General features: G+C 64.9%; 16 protein-coding genes and 1 pseudogene. 11 read left to right on the top strand and 6 right to left on the bottom strand.

The genetic code is table 11. The features are described from left to right. Positions 1-144: 144 nt before the first annotated feature. Together HAP48_RS18785 and HAP48_RS18780 are read left to right on the top strand one after the other, a co-directional pair. Complete coding sequence (locus HAP48_RS18785; RefSeq protein WP_166211537.1) at positions 145-1,317, top strand: acetyl-CoA C-acetyltransferase; 1,173 nt, start codon at positions 145-147, stop codon at positions 1,315-1,317. Between the two features lie 185 nt (positions 1,318-1,502). Further along, on the top strand, positions 1,503-3,047 hold the full coding sequence (locus HAP48_RS18780) for an acyl-CoA synthetase (protein ID WP_166211540.1): 1,545 nt from the start codon (positions 1,503-1,505) through the stop codon (positions 3,045-3,047). Between the two features lie 78 nt (positions 3,048-3,125). Here the strand turns inward: HAP48_RS18780 and HAP48_RS18775 are convergent, their stop codons facing one another. After that, entirely contained in the window at positions 3,126-3,632 is a 507-nt protein-coding gene (locus HAP48_RS18775) for a hypothetical protein (protein WP_166211543.1), read from the bottom strand. Between the two features lie 105 nt (positions 3,633-3,737). Between HAP48_RS18775 and HAP48_RS18770 the strand changes: the two genes are divergently transcribed. From HAP48_RS18770 to HAP48_RS18755, 4 genes are all read left to right on the top strand, one after another. Beyond that, on the top strand, positions 3,738-4,892 hold the full coding sequence (locus HAP48_RS18770) for an alpha/beta hydrolase (RefSeq protein ID WP_166211546.1): 1,155 nt from the start codon (positions 3,738-3,740) through the stop codon (positions 4,890-4,892). A gap of 179 nt (positions 4,893-5,071) precedes the next feature. Continuing rightward, positions 5,072-6,043 (top strand): iron exporter MbfA, encoded by a 972-nt coding sequence (mbfA, locus tag HAP48_RS18765; protein ID WP_166211550.1) that lies wholly within the window; start codon positions 5,072-5,074, stop codon positions 6,041-6,043. A 278-nt stretch (positions 6,044-6,321) separates the two neighbouring features. Next, positions 6,322-7,794, top strand: coding sequence for an amidase (locus HAP48_RS18760; RefSeq protein ID WP_166211555.1), 1,473 nt, complete (start codon positions 6,322-6,324; stop codon positions 7,792-7,794). 239 nt (positions 7,795-8,033) lie between these two features. After that, positions 8,034-8,387, top strand: a complete 354-nt coding sequence (locus HAP48_RS18755) for a nuclear transport factor 2 family protein (RefSeq protein ID WP_166211558.1) — start codon at positions 8,034-8,036, stop codon at positions 8,385-8,387. 141 nt (positions 8,388-8,528) lie between these two features. Here HAP48_RS18755 and HAP48_RS18750 read toward each other — a convergent pair whose 3' ends face one another. Continuing rightward, the gene (locus HAP48_RS18750) at positions 8,529-9,617 is read right to left on the bottom strand and encodes a Zn-dependent alcohol dehydrogenase (RefSeq protein ID WP_166211561.1); all 1,089 of its coding nucleotides are present in this window, start codon (positions 9,615-9,617) and stop codon (positions 8,529-8,531) included. Between the two features lie 53 nt (positions 9,618-9,670). After that, positions 9,671-11,452: an acyl-CoA dehydrogenase family protein gene (locus tag HAP48_RS18745; protein ID WP_166211564.1), complete on the bottom strand. Its 1,782-nt coding sequence runs from the start codon at positions 11,450-11,452 to the stop codon at positions 9,671-9,673. A gap of 71 nt (positions 11,453-11,523) precedes the next feature. On the opposite strand from HAP48_RS18745, the gene HAP48_RS18740 reads away from it, so the two are divergent. Continuing rightward, positions 11,524-12,225, top strand: a complete 702-nt coding sequence (locus HAP48_RS18740) for an SDR family NAD(P)-dependent oxidoreductase (RefSeq protein ID WP_166211567.1) — start codon at positions 11,524-11,526, stop codon at positions 12,223-12,225. A gap of 162 nt (positions 12,226-12,387) precedes the next feature. Then, a complete protein-coding gene (locus HAP48_RS18735; protein WP_166211570.1) occupies positions 12,388-13,218 on the top strand; it encodes an enoyl-CoA hydratase in 831 nt (276 codons plus the stop codon). Positions 13,219-13,488: 270 nt separating this feature from the next. Here HAP48_RS18735 and HAP48_RS18730 read toward each other — a convergent pair. The 3 genes and pseudogenes from HAP48_RS18730 to HAP48_RS50765 form a co-directional block, all read right to left on the bottom strand. Then, positions 13,489-14,602: pseudogene (locus tag HAP48_RS18730) on the bottom strand (integrase core domain-containing protein); the annotation flags it as partial. Between the two features lie 210 nt (positions 14,603-14,812). Next, positions 14,813-15,436 carry a GNAT family N-acetyltransferase gene (locus HAP48_RS18725; RefSeq protein WP_166211573.1) on the bottom strand — a complete coding sequence of 208 codons (624 nt, stop codon included), beginning with the start codon at positions 15,434-15,436 and terminating at the stop codon, positions 14,813-14,815. A 70-nt stretch (positions 15,437-15,506) separates the two neighbouring features. Then, positions 15,507-15,599, bottom strand: a complete 93-nt coding sequence (locus HAP48_RS50765) for a DUF1127 domain-containing protein (RefSeq protein ID WP_420869902.1) — start codon at positions 15,597-15,599, stop codon at positions 15,507-15,509. Between the two features lie 243 nt (positions 15,600-15,842). Here HAP48_RS50765 and HAP48_RS18715 point away from each other — a divergent pair, with 243 nt between their 5' ends. The 3 genes from HAP48_RS18715 to tcuA all read left to right on the top strand — a co-directional run bounded on the left by HAP48_RS18715 (position 15,843) and on the right by tcuA (position 19,737). Next, complete coding sequence (locus tag HAP48_RS18715; RefSeq protein ID WP_166211576.1) at positions 15,843-16,742, top strand: transcriptional regulator GcvA; 900 nt, start codon at positions 15,843-15,845, stop codon at positions 16,740-16,742. A 203-nt stretch (positions 16,743-16,945) separates the two neighbouring features. Further along, positions 16,946-18,256 (top strand): MFS transporter, encoded by a 1,311-nt coding sequence (gene tcuC, locus HAP48_RS18710; RefSeq protein ID WP_166211579.1) that lies wholly within the window; start codon positions 16,946-16,948, stop codon positions 18,254-18,256. 80 nt (positions 18,257-18,336) lie between these two features. Continuing rightward, complete coding sequence (tcuA, locus tag HAP48_RS18705) at positions 18,337-19,737, top strand: FAD-dependent tricarballylate dehydrogenase TcuA (RefSeq protein ID WP_175612316.1); 1,401 nt, start codon at positions 18,337-18,339, stop codon at positions 19,735-19,737. Positions 19,738-19,752: the final 15 nt, after the last annotated feature.

Below are 19,752 nucleotides of genomic sequence, written 5' to 3'. Positions count from 1 at the left end.
ACTCGCCGGTAAATCGAGGCCGCACATAACCCCATGGCGGGGCTGCACTCAAGAGTTAATTGATTGATTGACTAAATGCGGAGCCACCCCTTAATCCGGCCCAACTTTCAGAACCGCCCAATCAGAACATCAGGGAGATCAGACATGGCCGAGGCATATATCGTTGCCGCCGCTCGCACCGCGGGCGGCCGCAAGGGGGGACGTCTCGCCGGCTGGCATCCCGCCGATCTGGCCGCGACCGTGCTCGATGCGCTGGTCGATCGCACCGGCGCCGACCCGGCGCAGGTCGAGGACGTCATCATGGGCTGCGTGATGCAGGCCGGCGAGCAGTCCAACAACGTCGCGCGCAACGCGGTGATGGCCTCCAAGCTGCCGGAGAGCGTGCCCGCGACCTCGATCGACCGCCAGTGCGGCTCCTCGCAGCAGGCGCTGCACTTCGCGGCGCAGGCCGTGATGAGCGGCACCATGGACTGCGTGATCGCCGCCGGCGTGGAATCGATGACCCGCGTGCCGATGGGGCTCGCCTCCTCGCTGCCCGCCAAGAACGGTTTTGGCCACTACAAGAGCCCGGGCATCGAGGCGAAATATCCCAACATCGTCTTCAGCCAGTTCACCGGCGCCGAGATGATGGCCGAGAAGTACGGCCTGTCGAAGGACGAGCTCGACGAATATTCCTACAACAGCCATCAGCGCGCGATCGCGGCGACGCAAGCCGGCCGCTTCAAGGACGAGATCGTGCCGGTCAAGAGCACCCGCGCCGACGGCTCGACCGATACCCACCACATCGACGAAGGCATCCGCTTCGACGCCAGCCTCGACGGCATCAAGGGCGTCAAGCTGATCGCCGAGAACGGCAAGCTGACCGCGGCTAGCGCCAGCCAGATCTGCGACGGCGCCTCCGGCGTGATGGTCGTCAACGAGAAGGGCCTCAAGGCGCTCGGCGTCGCGCCGATGGCGCGCATCCATCATCTGACCATGATCGGCGGCGACCCCGTGATCATGCTGGAAGCGCCGCTGCCGGCGACCCAGCGCGCGCTGCAGAAGGCCGGCATGAAGGTCGACGACATCGACCTGTTCGAGGTCAACGAGGCCTTCGCCTCGGTGCCGACCGCGTGGCTGAAGACCACCGGCGCCGATCCGGCGCGCCTCAACGTCAACGGCGGCGCGATCGCGCTCGGCCATCCGCTCGGCGGCTCCGGCACCAAGCTGATGACCACGCTGCTGCATGCGCTGAAGCAGCGCAACAAGCGCTACGGCCTGCAGACCATGTGCGAAGGCGGCGGCATGGCGAACGTGACGATTGTCGAGCGGCTGTAAGAAACGTCGGTGAGGCCGTTACGGCCTCCACACAAAAAGTGTCGTCCCGGCCTTGAGCCGGGACCCATAACCACAGGTGCTTGTGGTTATGCCGGGCTGCGGCCCCAACTCATTTCAACAACACGAAACGGTGGTTATGGGTCCCGGCTTTCGCCGGGACGACCACCTTGTTTGAGGAACGCCTTGTGACCCACCCCTCTATCCACGCGCGCAATACGCCTGACAAGATCGCCTACCGGATGGCGGGCAGCGGCAAATCCATCACCTATCGCGAGCTCGACGAGCTTTCGAACCAGGGCGCGCATCTGTTTCGCTCGCTCGGCCTGAAGGCCGGCGACCACATCGCGCTCTTGATGGAAAACCGGCTCGCCTTCATGGAGATCTGCTGGGCGGCGCAGCGCTCGGGGCTGTATTACACGGCGATCAGCCGCTACCTGACGGAAGAGGAGATCGCCTACATCATTAGGGATTGCGGCGCGAAGGTGTTCATCACCACGCCGCAGTGCGCCGACAAGGTGAAAGGCCTGATCAAGGGCGAGCCAGGCGAACCGCTGTTCTACATGATGGACGAGCCGGCACCGGGTTTCCGCTCCTACGACAAGGAAGCCGGCGCACAGCCGACCACGCCGGTTGCCGACGAGGTCGCGGGCTACGACATGCTGTATTCCTCCGGCACCACCGGCCGGCCCAAGGGCATCAAGAAAGAGTTCGAGGGCAACCGGATCGACGTGCCGAACCCGTTCCTGCGGATTCTCACCGCCGACATGTGCGGCATGAACGCCGACAGCATCTATCTGTCGCCGGCGCCGCTCTATCATGCGGCTCCCTTGCGCTTCAACATGATGGCAACGGTGCTTGGCGGCACCTCGGTCATCATGGAGCATTTCGACGCCGAGGAATTTCTGAAGCAGGTCGAGAAGCACAAGGTGACGCAGTCGCAGCTGGTGCCGACCATGTTCGTGCGCATGCTGAAGCTGCCCGACGAGGTGCGCAGCCGCTACAAGGTCTCCTCGCTGAAGGGCGCGATCCACGCCGCGGCGCCCTGCCCGGTCGACGTCAAAGCGAAGATGATCGAATGGTGGGGACCGATCCTGATCGAGTATTACGCGGGCTCCGAAGGCAACGGCGTCACGGTTTCAACGTCGCAGCAATGGCTCACCCATCGCGGCACAGTCGGCCGCGCCGTGGTCGGCAAGGTCAAGATCCTGGACGAGAACGACGAGGAAGCACCGACGGGGCAGATCGGCCAGGTCTATTTCGCCGACGCGCCCGCCTTCACCTATCACAACGATCCCGAGAAGACGAAGAAAGCCTACAACGCCAGGGGATGGTCGACGCTCGGCGATGTCGGCTATCTCGATGAAGAGGGCTTCCTCTATCTCACCGACCGCAAGAGCTACATGATCATCTCCGGCGGCGTGAACATCTATCCGCAGGAGACCGAGGACGTGCTGATCACGCATCCCGCGGTCTCCGACGTCGCGGTGTTCGGCGTGCCGAACGAGGAGATGGGCGAAGAGGTCAAGGCCGTGGTGCAGCCGCACGACATGGCCAAGGCCGGCAAGGCGCTCGAGGCCGAGTTGATCGCGTTCTGCAGGCAACACCTGTCGCCGATCAAATGCCCGAAGAGCATCGACTTCGAGGCCGAGCTGCCGCGCACGCCGACCGGGAAGCTGGTGAAGCGGCATCTGCGCGACCGGTATTGGCCGAAGGCGGCGGGCAAGGCGTGACTTGCTTGCCCTCCCCTGAAAGGTCCTTTCAGGGGAGGGTTAGGCGGTGCTTTGCCCACTCAGAGACGCTGACACCAGCTACAGCGCCGCTGCCGGCTCGCAGGCGGCCGACGCCACGGCGCGCAGATGGAGTTGGCCGTGCTGGCCGGTGGCCGTGGTGGTCCACTGCGCGTCGATCTGCTGAAAATCATCCGACAGCTTGCCGCGATGGCTGCCGCCGGTCTCGAACGAGCCGTCGCCGTCGGGCGACCGCTCGAACAGCTCGACCTCGAGATCGGACAGCCGGACGAACATCCGCACCTTGATTTTGGTCACGCGACGGCCGACCTCATACGAACCGCAGCCGAGCGCTTCCGCGTTCTGCTCGTTCAGGGCGCGTACCTGGTCGAAGGTGATGACGACGTTCTGCACCGTCTTGTCACCATCCCACAGGAATTCGCCGATATAGGCGCGCGGCAATTTTTCGGTCAGCTCTTTGATATCGGCCGCACGCGCCGCCGGCAGCAGCAGCAGGCCTGCGGCCACGATCGTCAGAACGGGCCGCGCCATCCAGCCGGGCAGCATTGCAATCCTCGCGTGGCGCATGCGGTATGCATCCCCTGGCCAAAGTTGCTATCGTGAGAACAATGACCGCCAGCATACAGCCAAATGCGCTGGTTCTGCGGCTGTCCTGAACAGGTGATCCTTACGATGGCAGCCCTCCCCGACGTCCCGCTCCCCGCAACCATCCGCTCGCGTTATGTCGACGGGATCAACGGCTTGCGTATGCATGTGCTCGAAGCCGGCTTCGAGACATCCGGCCGTCCCTGCCTGCTGCTGCTGCATGGTTTTCCGGAGCTGGCGTTTTCCTGGCGCAAGGTGATGCCGAAGCTGGCTGCGGCCGGCTATCATGTGATCGCGCCGGACCAGCGCGGCTATGGCCGCACCACCGGCTGGAACGCGGACTATGACGGCGACCTCGCGTCGTTCCGTTTGCCCAATCTGGTGCGCGATGCGCTCGGGGTGGTCGCAGCGTTCGGCTATACGGATGTCGATGCGGTGATCGGGCATGATTTCGGCTCGTCGGTCGCGGCGTGGTGCGCGCTGATCCGGCCCGACGTGTTCCGCGCGGTCGCGATGATGAGCGCGCCGTTCGCGGGGCCGCCATCGCTGCCGTTCAATATCGCGAGCGCGCCGGCAAAGCCCGCGACTGAGGATCCCGTGCATCGTGAGCTCGCCGCGCTGCCGCGGCCGCGCAAGCACTATCAGTGGTATTATTCGACGCGTTCGGCCAATGACGACATGCATCGCGCGCCGCAGGGCGTGCACGACTTCCTGCGCGCCTACTACCATCACAAAAGCGCGGACTGGAAAGACAACAGGCCGTATCCGCTGCAGTCCTGGTCGGCGGGCGAGCTGGCCAAACTGCCGACCTACTATGTGATGGATCTCGCCAAGGACATGGCGGCGACGGTGGCCGTGGAGATGCCGTCGCGTGAGGCGATCACCGCCAACACCTGGCTGCCGGATCGGGAGCTCGCCTATTACAGCGCCGAGTATCAGCGCACCGGATTCCAGGGCGGGCTGCAATGGTACCGCTGCGGCACCTCGGGCGCGTTCACCCCGGAATTGCAGACCTGGAGCGGCCGCAGCATCGACCAGCCCTCCGCCTTCATCTCGGGCAAGCAGGATTGGGGCACCTATCAGCGGCCTGGCGTGTTCGAGGCGATGCAGACCAGGGCCTGCACCCGGATGATCGGCTGCCATCTGGTCGACGGCGCCGGCCATTGGGTGCAGCAGGAACAGCCGGACGAGGTCAGCCGGCTCCTGCTCACATTCCTGCGAGAGGCCGGCTCCCGGCCCTGAGCGCGCCGCTCGGTCCACGCTCATCTCATTGTTCTGAAAAGCGTTCTTCGCCAGATCCGCGGCGCCGTCCGGCGCGGCAGCGCCCGGATTCGGGGCCACCTTGATTTGACCCGGCGGCGGCGCGCTTCTATAGTTTAGAACTATTCTAATTCTAAACTGGAAGAACAGGGTGCGTTGCCGTGAAGAATTTTGCCGATCTGACCGAGCGCGAGGTGCTGGCGGTCGCGATCGCCTCCGAGGAGGAGGACAGCCGCATCTACATGACCTTCGCCGAGGACCTCGCCGGGCGATATCCCGATACCGCGAAGATTTTCGAGGAGATGGCCGAGGAGGAGCGCGGCCATCGCCACCGGCTGCTGGAGACCTACGAGCAGCGCTTCGGTCAGCACTTGCCGCCGATCCGGCGCGAGGACGTCAAAGGCTTTCTGCGCCGCCGCCCGATCTGGCTGACCAAGAACCTGCCGCTCGACACCATTCGCAAGGAAGTCGAGACCATGGAACTGGAAGCCGAGCGCTTCTATATCAGCGCCGCCGGGAAGGCCGAGGATGTCGGCGTGCGCCGGCTGCTCGGCGATCTCGCCGAAGAGGAGAAGGGCCACGAAAAGCTCGCGGTCAAGCTGACCGGCGACATCCTCAAGCCCGATGTGCGCGCAGAGGAAGACCGCACGCGCCGGCGGATGTTCGTGCTGCAGTATGTCCAGCCGGGACTTGCCGGCTTGATGGACGGCTCGGTCTCGACCTTGGCGCCGCTATTCGCCGCCGCCTTCGCAACGCATCAGAACTGGCAGACATTTCTGGTCGGACTTGCCGCCTCGATCGGCGCCGGCATCAGCATGGGCTTTGCCGAAGCACTGTCCGACGACGGCTCGCTGACCGGGCGCGGCTCGCCCTGGCTGCGCGGCCTGACCTGCGGCCTGATGACGACGCTCGGCGGCCTCGGCCACACCATCCCCTATCTGGTGCCCGACGCCTGGCCGAACGCATTCTGGATCGCGACCGCGATCGCCGGGATCGTGGTATTCTTCGAATTGTGGGCGATCGCCTTCATCCGCTCGCGCTACATGGACACGCCGTTCCTGCAGGCGGCATTCCAGATCGTGCTGGGCGGCGCGATCGTGCTCGCGGTCGGTATCCTGATCGGCGCGGCGTAGCTCTCTTCTCCCTCTCCCCGTTCTTACGGGGAGAGGGCTCGGGTGAGGGGCTGCCTCCACGAGTTGTGGCCTCAGTGAGACCTGTACCCCCTCACCCGGATTGCATCTAGCGATGCAATCCGACCTCTCCCCGCAAGCGGGGGCGAGGTGAAATGGGCATTGCCTTCGATCACGCACCCGCAATTCCGATCAAACGCGGCAGCCATGCGGCGGCTACAGCGCTTGCGGGCGGCAGCCAAACTGCCCATCATCGCGCCAACCAGAACCGGGAGCACGCCGTGGCCAAATCGCAATGGAGTTTTTCGACCGCCGTCGAACTGTCGGAGGCGCTACGCAGCAAGCAGGTCTCGGCGGTCGAGCTCGCACAGGACGCGATTGGTCGCATCGAGCGCCACGACGGCAAGGTCAACGCGGTCTGCGTCCGCGATTTCGAGCGCGGCCTCGCTGCTGCCCGCGCCGCGGATGCCGCGATCGCGCGCGGCGAGCACAGGCCGCTGCTCGGCATCCCGATGACGGTGAAGGAATCCTTCAACGTCGCGGGCCTGCCGACCACCTGGGGCTACCCGGCGCAGAAGGACTTCACGCCGACTGAGGACGCGCTCTCGATCACGCGGGTGAAGCACGCCGGCGGCGTGATCCTCGGCAAGACCAACGTGCCGGTCGGGCTCGCCGACTGGCAGAGCTACAACGAGATCTACGGCACCACCAACAACCCTTACGACCTCGGCCGCACGCCGGGCGGCTCCTCCGGCGGATCGTCGGCGGCGCTCGCGGCGGGCTACGGCGCGCTGTCGCTCGGCTCCGACATCGGCGGCTCGCTGCGCGTGCCGGCATTCCATTGCGGCGTCTATGCGCACAAGCCGACCTTCGCGCTGCTGCCGTCGCGCGGCCACACCGCGCCGCCGCTGCCGCCGCTGATCTATGAACGCGACCTCGCGGCGACCGGCCCAATGGCGCGCGGCGCGGCCGACCTGTCGCTGCTGCTTGACGTGATGGCCGACCCCGATCCGCTCGACGCCGGCAAGGCGTACAAGCTCGAACTGCCGGCGGCGCGGCATGCGAACTTGCGGGATTTCCGCATCCTCGTCATCGACACCGATCCGGTGCTGCCGACCGACAAGGCGGTTCGCGGCTCGATCGACAAGCTCGCCAGCCATCTCGACAAGGCCGGCGCAAAGGTCTCGCGCACGAGCCCGCTGCTGCCGGATTTCGCGGCGTCGTCGCGGCTCTATATGCGGATGCTGCTGTCGTTCCTCGGCGCAAACTTTCCGCCCGAGGTCTATGCCGGCGCCTGCGCGGCGGCGGCCGCGCTGCCGGCCGACAACACCAGCCTGCAGGCCGAGCGGCTGCGCGGCATCGCGCTCAGCCATCGCGACTGGGTGCAGGCGACGGCGGCGCGCTCGCGGCTCCGCGCGCAATGGCGCGAGTTCTTCAAGTCCTTCGACGTGGTGATCTGCCCGATCATGCCGACGCCGGCCTATCCGCACGATCATTCGCTCGATCAGGAGCAGCGCAGAATCCTGATCGACGGCGAACCGCACATCTACACCGACCAGCTCGCCTGGCCCGGCATCGCGACCCTGCCCGGCCTGCCTTCGACGGCGATCCCGACCGGCTTTGCGCTCGACGGACTGCCGCTCGGCGTGCAGATCGTCGGCCCCTGGCTCGAGGACCGCACGCCGCTCAAGCTCGCCGAGCTGATCGAGCGCGAGTTCGGCGGCTTCGTGCCGCCGAAGATGTTTGATGATTAGGCGAGCCGCTGAAGTCATTGCACGGCAATGACGCGCACCTAACTCTAATCACCGTCACCCCCGCGCAACGGCTTTGCCGTTGTCGCTGGAGGAGGCCGCGAAGCGGCCGTCTCGAAGGGTCGACGGCCCGACTGTGGCCGTGCATCCTTCGAGGCTCGCAAGAGCTCGCACCTCAGGATGACGGTATCGACAGCGCCGCTGCTCGCACAGAATGACGGACAACAACAGGGAGGAACACGATGAGCAGCGATCTCGAAGAGCTGACAAGACTCAACAAGGATTACGTCGACTCGGTTCAGAACTGCGACGTCAAGCGCTTCGACGAAATCCTGGCGCAGGATTTCTACTGCACCAATCCCGACAAGAGCCTGGTCGACCGTACCGCCTTCCTGAAGCAGACGGCGATCCCGGTGAAGATCAACGGACTGAAGGCCGAGGACGTCAAGATCCGCATCCTCGGCGATTTCGCCATCATCCACGCGCAGACCAGCTACACCAACGCCGACGGTGAGCCCGCGCACGGCCGCTACACCGATTGCTGGGCGCGGCAGAACGGCAAATGGCTCGCGGTGTCCGCGCATGTCGCGCGGTGACGGCGACGGTCGCAGCGTCACCCTCCGCTGTCATGCCCCGCTTCATGCGGGGCATCCAGTACTCCGCGGCTGCAGTTGATTCACGCGACTGCCGCCGCGGCGTACTGGGTCGCCCGGTCAAGCCGGGCGACGACAAGTTCGTCAGCTGTCAAACATGATCACGCTGCGCAGCGTCTTGCCGGCCTTCATGTTGGCGAAGCCTTCGTTGATCTCGGAAAGCTTCAGCTTGGCCGAGATCCAGTCCTCGAGATGCAGTCTGCCGCGCATGTAGAAGTCGACGAGGCGCGGCATGTCGACGCGGAAATGGTTGGAGCCCATTGAGGAGCCTTGAATCCTGCGCTCGCGCAGGAAGTCGAAACCGTGCAGCTCGATCTTCTGGCCGAACGGGATCATGCCGACGATTGTCGCGGTGCCGCCGGGCGCCAGCATGCCGAAAGCCTGCTCGGCGGTGTCCTTGCGGCCGAGCACCTCGAAGGAGTGTTGCACGCCGCCGCCGGTGAGCTCGCGCACCTGCTGGACCACGTCGCCGCGGGCCGGATCGACGATGTCGGTGGCACCGAGCTTCGTCGCGAGCTGCAGCTTGGCCGGATTGGTGTCGATCGCGATGATGCGGCCGGCGCCGGCGATCTGCGCGCCGTTGATCGCGGCCATGCCGACGCCGCCGCAGCCGATCACCGCGACGGTCTCGCCGGCGGTCACCTTGGCGGTGTTCACCACGGCGCCATAGCCGGTGATGACGCCGCAGCCGATCAGCGCGGCGAGATCGAGCGGCATCTCCTTCTTGATCTTCACGATGGCGTTCTCGTGCACCAGCATCTGCTCGGCGAACGACGAGAGATTGAGGAACTGGTGCAGCTTCTCCGACCTGTTCCAGGACAACCGGTTGGAGGCGCCGGGCAGCATCTTCACCGTGGTGTCGGTGCACAGCACGGTGCGGCCGGTGGTGCAATTGTCGCAGGTGCCGCAGAACACCGAGAGGCAGGTGACGACGTGATCGCCCGGCTTCACGTAATTGACGTCGGAGCCGACCTTCTCGACCACGCCGGCCGATTCATGGCCGAGCACCGCGGGCAGCGGATGCGGATACAGGCCTTCCATGAAGTGCAAGTCGGAATGGCAGAGGCCCGCGACCGCGGTGCGGATCAGGACCTCGCGCGGCCCCGGATTGGGCACGCTGACATCCTCGATCACCAGCGGCTTGTTGACTTCATGCAGAACGGCGGCCTTCATCGGGATCTCCCTTGGCGTTTTTGTTTGTTTGAACTGTGCGCTCGCGGGGCAGCCTACGCTGCGATGAGCAATTCGCCAACCTCGGCCATGCCGACGGCGCGATCGCCGAGCAGATGCTCGGTCATCCTGCGTTGAACGGTATTTTCCGCAAGCCGGAACGGATCGCCCGGCATCACGCGATGATCGATCACCATCCGCGACAGCAGCAGCCTACGTGCATCTCCGCGCATTTCGTGAATACGGCCGCCCTCCCATGCCAGCGCCACCGCGCTTGCGACGTGATAGAGCAGGCTGGTGGCGCGCCGCGCATCGCCCTCATTGTCGATGCTCCCAGCGACCTCGCGTGCAAACCCGATCGCGCGATCGCTGAGGTCACGCAGCCGGCTGCGCCAGGCCTGCGGCACGTGCGGGCTGTCATCGAGCCGCGCATGCAGATCGGCGGCGAGCGCATTGTCGGCGCCATGGCGGCCGACCGCGCGCTTCAGCGCATCGATCGCGACGATGTTGCCGGTACCCTCCCAGATCGAACCGAGATGCGCGTCGCGCAACAGCCGCGGCGTGACGAATTCCTCGATGTAGCCGATGCCGCCGCGCATCTCCATGGCGTCGCCGCAGACTTTTCGGGCATCGCGGGTGGCGCGAAACTTCAAGGTCGGCGTCAGGATGCGGAGCAGCGCCGCGGCATCCTGGCTGCCGGCCTCGGCGCGGTCTAGCGCGTCGGCGGTCAGGAAGCTCATCGAGAGCGCCTGCTCGGTCGGCAGCATGATCTTCATCAGCTGCCGCCGCGCCAGCGGCAGATCGATGATGCGCTGGCCGAACACCACCCGGCCCTTCGCGACCGTCATCGCATCGTGGAAGGCGCGGCGCATCAGCGCAGTCGACTTCACGCCGTTCGAAAGCCGCGACGAGTTCACCATCTCGGCCATCTGCACGAAGCCGCGGTCGAGCTTGCCGACCACGTAAGCGATCGCACCGTCGAGCTTGATCTCGCCGGAAGCCATCGAGCGGGTGCCGAGCTTGTCCTTCAGGCGCACGATCCGGTAGTGGTTCGGCGCGCCGTCGTCGAGGAAGCGCGGCATCAGGAACAGGCCGACGCCGCGTGTGCCTGGCCCCGCGCCTTCCGGCCGCGCCAGCAGCATCACCACCTTGGCATCGGCGTTGGAGCAGAACCACTTCTCGCCATAGAGCCGCCAGTGGTCGCCATCCTGCACCGCGCGCGTGGTCAGCGTGCCGACGTCGGAGCCGCCCTCCTTCTCGGTCATGAACTGACCGCCCTGCGTCAGTCTGCTCATGTCGGTCTGGGTCAGGCCGTCCAGATATTTCGCCTTCAAGGCCTCGCTACCGAAATTCGCCAACAGCTTGGCGCAGCCGTCGGTGACGTTGATCGGGCAGCCCATGCCGAATTCGGTCTGGTTGAACAGGAAGGTGAAGGCGTGCTTGGCCACCACAGGATATTTTTCGGGCCAGCCCATGATGCCCTTGCGGATCGACAGCGCGTGAATGCCGAACTCGCCGAACGCCACCTTCTCGATCTCGCGATAGGCCGGATGATATTCGATGTGCTGGACGTCGCGGCCGAACTTGTCACGCTGGTGCAGCACCGGCGTATGCCGGTCGGCAAGCCGCGCGCATTCGTCGAGAAGGCCGCCGGCCAGTCCACCGAGCCGGTCGAGATGCGGCTCGATGTGGCGGAACAACGCTTCAGGGAGATGCAGCTTCAGGAGGTCGGTCAGCGCGGGATCGGCCCGGTAGAAATTCATTCCCGTCGTATCGGGCGCCAGCAGTCCCGGCTGGTTGGTGGATGACGTTTTCTGATCCTGCTTGAGCGGCTGCATTGAATTCCCGGCTTCGCTTCTCATTTGTTTGAGCACGACTATCCTCCTCCGGCCGAGCAAAGGAAAGCCCAATGGATATTCCAAAATACAAGATCGCCCTGATCGTCGGCGCTGGCGAGGGCCTCAGCGCCTCGCTGACACGGCTATTTTCGCGGGAGGGAATTCGCGTGGCGCTGGGCGCCCGCAGCATCGAGAAGCTCGGCGCGCTCTGCACCGAAACCGGCGCGCGCGCCTATGCCTGCGATGCCACCAAGGCCGAGGATGTCGAGCGTCTGTTCGGCCTCGTCGAGCGCGAGATCGGAACCCCTGATCTCGTGGTCTACAACGCCTCCGGCCGCTCGCGTGGACCCTTCGTTGAACTCGTCCCCTCCGAGGTCGAGCGGGCGATCGCGGTCTCGGCGTTCGGCGGCTTCCTGGTGGCGCAGGAAGCGGCGAAGCGCATGCTGCCCAGCAAGAAAGGCGCGATCCTGTTCACCGGCGCCTCCGCCAGCGTCAAGGGCTATGCGCAATCGGCGCCGTTCGCGATGGGCAAGTTCGCATTGCGCGGGCTGGCGCAGAGCATGGCGCGGGAACTGTCGCCGCAGGGCATCCATGTCGCGCATTTCGTGATCGACGGCGGCATCCGCAGCGCCGCCCGCACCGAGCCCGCCGACCGCCCGGATTCGATGCTCGATCCCGACGCGATTGCGCTGAGCTACTGGAACGTGCTGCAACAGCCGCGCAGCGCCTGGACCTGGGAGCTGGAATTGCGGCCCTGGGTTGAGAAGTTTTGAGATGACGGAGATCATCTCTAAGGCGTAGGTTGGATATCAGCTGCCGCCACGTCCGTCATTGCGAGCGGAGCGAAGCAATCCATGCCTCATCTCGGGGAAGATGGATTGCTTCGTCGCTTCGCTCCTCGCAATGACGACAACAACTGAACCCGCGGGGGAAACATGACTAGCGAAATCAAGATCGAAACCGGCACCGACGAGCTGCTCTGCGTGATCCGCGACCGCGTCGCCATCATCACCTTGAACCGCCCGGATGCCCGCAACTCGCTGTCGGACACGCTGACGCCGGCGCTGCGTACGATGATCCGGACCTGCGGCGAGAACCCCGAGGTCGGCGTGCTGCTCGTCACCGGCGCCGGCAAGGCGTTCTGCGCCGGCGGCAACGTCAAGGGCATGGGCGCGCATCGCGACCCGAAGAAGCTCGAAATGTCCTATGAGGACAAGGTCGCGGACCTTCAGGAGCGCCAGCGCCTGCTGACCGGCGCACTCGCCTCGGTGCGCAAGCCGACCATTGCGGCGCTGCCCGGTCCGGCGGTCGGCGCGGGCCTTGCGATCGCGATGGCCTGCGACATCAGGATCGCCGCACAATCCGCCTTCATCTCGACCGGATATCTGCGCGTGGCGCTGAGCGGCGATTACGGCATGGCCTGGCTGTTGACACGGCTGGTCGGCACCTCGCGCGCCCGCGAATTGATGTTCACCTCGGAAAAGGTCGATGCCGTCAGATGCGAGCAAATCGGCCTGGTCAATCGCGTGGTGCCGGACGAGGCGCTGCAGGACGAAGCCTTTGCACTGGCGAAGTCGATGGCCGAAGGCCCGACTTTGGCGCTGCGCTACATGAAGGACAATCTCGACGAAGCGCTGCAGTTCGACTTCGCCGCCGCGCGTGACCATGAGGCCGAGCGGTTGATCCGGCTCACCACGACGGCCGATCACAAGGAGGCGGTGCAGGCCTTCATCGAGAAGCGCAAGCCGGTGTTCCGGGGTTCATAGGCGGACACGCACGGCGATCCCTACACCTCTCCCCTTGTGGGAGAGGTCGGAATTCAAGCGCAGCTTGAATTCCGGGTGAGGGTTCAGGTCTATCCGTGAGAGCGAGTTTGCCGAGAGGCTGCACCCCTCACCCGCAGCGCATTCCGCTACGCTGCATGCGCTGAGCAACCGGCGACATGGGTAACGGTTCAGACCGACGACATGGGTAACACAATTCTCGTTTCGTTCAGGTCTGTTGTTGGGGCTGTGGAGTTGGTCACCGCGATGGGCGATCGTGCCGAGCACGATCGGGCCATAGCTGACGGTCCAGCCGTCCGGGTCCTCGGCCAAGCCGACGGGCTCACCGATCAGCGCTTCGCTGATATAGATCGTGTTGCCCAACCACTTGATCTCTCCGTTGTGCCGGACCGAGCGGACGTCCTGACCGTCAGCGTATTCCGGCTTGCGCAAGACACCGTCGAAGCGGCGCGAGGAGGCCTGGTAACGGTCGGCTGGCGGCGTTGTCGAGCGATTGGTGAGGACGCTCTTCGTTGTAGAGATGCTGGAAGCTGTGCAAGCGCTTGAGCTGCTCGCGCATGGTGGGAGCCGGCGGATTGGCAACGTCTTGCAGCAGCGTCAGATGCATCCGCTCATGGCGGCCGTTCTGCTGAGGTTTGCCCGGTGCAATGCGCTCCGGCGTCACGCCGGCTTTGATCAGCTTGACCGACAGTCGTGACAATCCTCCGGCGCCGCGCGAGGCAAACGGCGAGCCGTTGTCCGAGCGCATGTAGAGTGGCAACCCAAACTCGCGCAACGCAGCGTCCAGCACAGGCCAGACATGATCCGTGTCGGTGCGTGCCAAGGCCTGGCAGCGCAGCAGATAGCGGCTATAGGCATCGGTGAGCGTCAGCGGTTCGCAGCGCATGCCGTCCCCGGTCAGGAACCAGCCCTTGAAGTCGATGCACCAGACGTCGTTGGCCGCCTCGCAACCGGCAAAGGGCGCGCTCGAGGGCGGCCCGCGCCGGCGCAGCTTGCGCTTCACCGTCAGCCCCTCACGATCGAACAGCTCGCCGATCGTGCTTGCCGCGGGCCATGCCGTCCGAGGTGACTTCCGTTCGAGAAAGGCCAGCACCTTGATCGGCCCCCAGCTAGGATGCGCCCGACGCACCTCAAGGCAGCGCTCAGCGATCTTCTCCGCAACGCTTTGTGGACGATGCAGCGGAGCTCGCGGACGATCGAACAGTCCGGCCGCGCCTTCTTCCTCGAACCGTGCAAGCCATTTGTAGCCCACCCGACGGCTCACTCCGAACCGCCGGCACACCGCCGCAAACGACTCCTCGTGCTTTTGTGCCGCCACCACAAACCGCATCCGTTCATCCACAGCACAGGTCTCCATCCACCCCATCGGCAAGTTCCTCCTTGCCGATCAGTTGACCCGTTACCTATGTCGCCGGTCTATTCTGTTACCTATGTAGCCGGTTAGGACCGCGCTACGGCCTCTCCCACAGGGGGAGAGGCAAGGAAAAAGCGTAGCCCGGATAGAGCCAACGGGATCAGAGCAAGATCAAAAAGAAAAGGGCCCGGTTCTGGGGAGGCCAGAACCGGGCCTAGTCAGTCAAACCGCAAGCGAGGACATCGCGGCCAAGCGGGAAGTGGCGGCAAGCCGCCAGCTGGCACAGGGAATGTCTTGCGGCTCGACGTGGATCTCTTTCGCGAAGCGCACCAGCTTCCAGTCGCCGGGGCTTTGCATAAAGGCATAGTCGGACTTGCGGGCGAGCCCGATCATCGTCGCATTGGAACGCAGCGTGTCGCCAAAAATGCGCTCGGCTCCGAGGGACGCCGCGCGGCATTCGAGATTCTTCAGAAGCGCCTTGCCAATGCCGTGGCCCTGCCACCGGTCATCGATCGACAGGCCGAACTCGACGCTCGACGTATCGGCATGGAAGGCATAGCGGGCTTCGCCGACGATGGTTTCGAAACCATCGACCAGCATCGTCGCGACCACCGTGAACCGGTCAGCCTCGCCGACATGAATGAAACGCTCGAGCTCCGTCTTCGGCAGCTCGCTCAGTGCGCCCAGGAAGCGGTTGTAACGGGACCCCGCGGAAAGCGATCGGATGTAGTTCTGCAGCTCTTCGCGGTCGCGCGGCTCGACGAAGCGCACCTTGATCTCGCTGCCGTCCTTGGCGCGCAGCACGTCAGAGTATTGCTTGAGATCGTCGAGATGCAGCGCAACCATGACACGCTCCTCGGGTGAAGAAATTGGCCGGCGCCCCTCCATCGAGGCGGCGCCGGCGACGGCGTCCTTCTCAGGCCCGCCAGAACGGCTTGTCGGTCTCGAACACGATGTCGCTGCGGGACATGCCGATGTCGTGCAGGTCGCGCTCCGTCCACTGCGACAGCTCGCGGCGGCGCTCGTAGCGCTCCCACCAGACATGCAGCGTCTCGCCGACCTGGTTCAGCAGCCCGATGCATGATGATCGGGCGTATGATGATTTGTCATCGATTCATGGGTGAAAATGGACATTTGCGGCTCCTATCGGTAACCTGTTGGCGGTAATATCGGAGCTATTCGGCCTGTTCACAAACGACACTTTGTACCGCTTCGCATGAATTAACGTCATGCATTAGGAGACCTTTCTGGCATGACCAGCCGCCTGCCTTCGCTGAACGGCCTGAGGGCATTCGAGGCCGCCGCGCGGCATATGAGCTTCACGCTGGCGGCGTCCGAACTGAACGTGACCCAGACCGCGATCAGCCATCAGATCCGGCGGCTCGAGGAGGAACTCGGCGTCCGCCTGTTCATCCGCCAGAACCGGTCGCTGAGCCTGACGCCGGAGGCCGCCGAATACCTTCCCGGCGTCCGCGCCGCCTTCAACGACCTCCGGCTCGCGACCGATCGGCTGCTGCGCCGGGACGACGATCACGTGCTGACGGTCTCGACCTTGGCGTCGCTCGCCGCCAAATGGCTGCTGCCGCGGCTGTCGGCATTCCAGGAGGCGCATCCCGGCATCGACGTCCGCATCACCACCTCGACCAGTCTGGTCGATTTCCACCGCGACAAGGTCGACGCCGCGATTCGCTACGGCCGCGGCCAATGGGCCGGCCTGCGCGCGGACTGGCTGATGGCGGACGAGCTGTTTCCGGTGTGCAGCCCCTCGCTGCTGCAGGGAAGCAAGCCGCTCAACTGCCCCGAGGATCTCAGGGATCACGTGCTGTTGCACACCAGCAACGCCAACAGCGACGATTGGCGGCTGTGGCTGACCGCGGCGGGTCTGCCGACCGACGTCTCCAAACAGCCGGGCGTGACGTTCGACCTCCTGTTCGTGACGCTCCAGGCCGCGATCGACGGGATCGGCATCGCGATGGGCCGCACCTCCTATGTGCAGGACGACATCACCAAGGGCCGGCTCGTGGTTCCCTTCAAGATCGCGCTGCCGGCGGATGCCGGCTTCTATCTGGTGTCGCCGCAGGGGCGCGCCGATACGCCAAAACTCTCCGCGTTCCGGTCCTGGCTCGGCGCCGCGGCACATACCGCGCCTTGAAGCGGCGTACGCTGCGCTCAAGCTCCGCTCGAAAGCGGTTCCACCAGATTTCCACCTACGGCTTTTTTCCGATGGCGGCGGCGCGATTTCGGGGTTGGTCGCGCCGGACAGGCGTGCCAAATTGCCGCACATGGCAGGGTAACTGCCTTGGCTGGCGAGACAATTTTCGCCGGCCCTTTTGTTTCGGGGAAGGAAAAGGCGTTATGTCGCAGTCGAGTTCACCACAAGTCCCGCAAATCAAGTCGCGTCTTGGCGCCATCCTGCGCGCGACCAGCGGCAATTTCCTCGAGCAATTCGACTTCTTCCTGTTCGGCTTCTATGCGCCCCTGATCGCCAAGGCCTTCTTCCCCTCCGAGAACGAGACCGCGGCGCTGCTCAATGCTTTCGGTGTGTTCTGGCTCGGCGCCCTGATGCGCCCGGTCGGCGCCATCGTGCTCGGCGCCTACATCGACAAGATCGGCCGCCGCAAGGGCCTGATAGTGACGCTGGCGATCATGGCGGTCGGCACCGTGGTGATCGCGATCTGCCCGACCTATGCAAGCATCGGCATTGCCGCTCCGATCATCGTCCTGCTTGCCCGCCTGCTGCAGGGCTTCTCCGCCGGCGTCGAGCTCGGCGGCGTCTCGGTGTACCTCGCGGAGATTGCCACGCCCGGCAACCGCGGCTTCTACACCTCGTTCCAGTCGGCGAGCCAGCAGGTCGCGATCTTCGTCGCCTCGATCCTCGGCTTCATCCTGAGCGAGAGCATGCCGGCCGCAACCGTCGCGGACTGGGGCTGGCGCATCCCGTTCTTCGTCGGCTGCCTGATCATCCCGGTGATCTTCTTCCTGCGCCGGACGCTGGAGGAGACCCCGGCATTCCTGGCGATGAAGACGCATCCGACGGCAAGCGAGGTGTTTGCCTCGGCGCTCGCCAACTGGCGCATCGTCATCCTCGGCATGATGATCGCGGTGTTGACCACCACGACGTTCTACTTCGTCACCGTCTACACGCCGACCTTCGGCAAGGCCGTGCTGAAGCTCTCGACCCAGGATGCGCTGCTGGTGACGTTGCTGGTCGCAGTGACCAACTTCATCTGGAATCCGGTCGGCGGCGCGCTGTCGGACCGGATCGGCCGCAAGCCGGTACTGCTGGCGATCGCCGGCCTGTCGCTGGTGACGGCCTATCCGGCGCTGCACTGGCTGGTGACCAATCCAAGCTTCGGCAAGATGCTGGCGGTCGAGATGATGTTCTCGTTCTATTTCGGCGTCTACAGCGGCACCATGCTGGGCTCTCTGGTCGAGATCGTGCCGGCGCATGTCCGCACCACCTGCTTCTCGCTGGCCTTTGCGCTGGCGGCCGGGCTGTTCGGCACCTTCACGCCGTTCGCCTCGACCTGGCTGATCCAGCAGACCGGCGACAAGGCTTCGCCCGGCTACTGGCTGATGTGCGCGGCCGTGCTCGGCATTGTTGCCGCGCTGATCGTCTATCGCGACGGCCAGACCATCGAGCAGCGCGCGACGGTCGCGGCGTGATCGTCTGCATTGCATCTGGGGCAGGCCGATCGCCTGCCCCGGCATGTTGCTTTCCATGCCAACAACGATAACAAGAGCGCATGGTTGATCTGACGCGCAGGTTCGACGTGCTGGTGATCGGCGGCGGCAACGCCGCGCTCTGTGCTGCGATCAGCGCACGGCGCGCCGGCGCTTCCGTGCTGGTGCTGGAAGGCGCGCCAAAATTCTACCGCGGCGGCAACACCCGCCACACCCGCAACATGCGCTGCGCCCATGACGCGGCGACCGAGATCCTTACCGGTCCCTACACCGAGGAGGAATTCTGGCAGGATTTGCTGCTGGTGACCGGCGGCCAGACCGACGAGGAACTGGCCCGCTTCATGATCCACGAGTCCAAGGACATCTTGAACTGGATCGTCGAACAGGGCGTGCGCTGGCAGCCCTCGCTCGGCGGCACCTTGAGCCTCGGCCGCACCAATTCGTTCTTCCTCGGCGGCGGCCGCGCGATGCTGAACGCGCTGTATCGCACAGCCGAGGAGCTCGGCGTCGACATCCTCTACGATGCCGAGGTGATCGATCTCAAGATCGAGGACGGCATGTTCCTCTCGGCGCAGCTGAAGCAGCCGGTCGGCGGCAGGACCGAGGTGCGCGCCTCGACACTGGTCGCGGCCGCCGGCGGCTTCGAGGCCAATATCGAATGGCTGAAGCAATATTGGGGCGAGGCCGCCGACAATTTCCTGATCCGCGGCACGCCGTATAATCGCGGCGCGATTCTGAAGATGCTGCTGGCCAAGGGCGTGCAGGAGATCGGCGATCCCACGCAGTGCCATGCGGTAGCGATCGACGCGCGCGCACCGAAATTCGACGGCGGCATCATTACCCGTCACGATTCGGTCGTGTTCGGCATCGTCGTCAACAAGCATGCCGAGCGCTTCTACGACGAGGGCGAGGACATCTGGCCGAAGCGCTATGCGATCTGGGGCCGCCTGGTCGCGGCGCAGCCGGACCAGATCGCCTACATCATCTTCGACTCGACTGTCGTGACGAGCTTCATGCCGACGCTGTTTCCGCCGATCGCAGGCGCGACGATTGCCGAACTCGCCGGCAAGCTCGAGCTCGACGCCGCCGCACTGGAACAGACCATCACCGGGTTCAACGCTGCGGTGCAGCCCGGCACGTTCGACCACACCATCCTCGACGACTGCCGCACGGAAGGGATCACACCGGCGAAGACGCATTGGGCGCGCAGGATCGAGACGCCGCCCTATCTCGCCTATCCGGTGCGGCCCGGCATCACCTTCACCTATCTCGGCACCCGCGTGAACAGGCAATCGCGGATGCTGATGAAGGACGGCAAGTCGTCCGCCAACATGTTCGCCGCCGGCGAGATCATGGCCGGCAACGTGCTCGGCAAGGGCTACGCCGCCGGCATCGGCATGACCATCGGCAGCGTGTTCGGCCGCGTCGCCGGGCGGGAAGCGGCGAAGAATGCGCGGAACTGAGGGCAAGGCTCGCGA

Origin of the sequence: Bradyrhizobium septentrionale (assembly GCF_011516645.4) — a bacterium.
Lineage (GTDB): Bacteria > Pseudomonadota > Alphaproteobacteria > Rhizobiales > Xanthobacteraceae > Bradyrhizobium > Bradyrhizobium septentrionale.
Note: the sequence above shows the minus strand (reverse complement) of the source record. Positions and strands in the feature narration are given on the sequence as shown.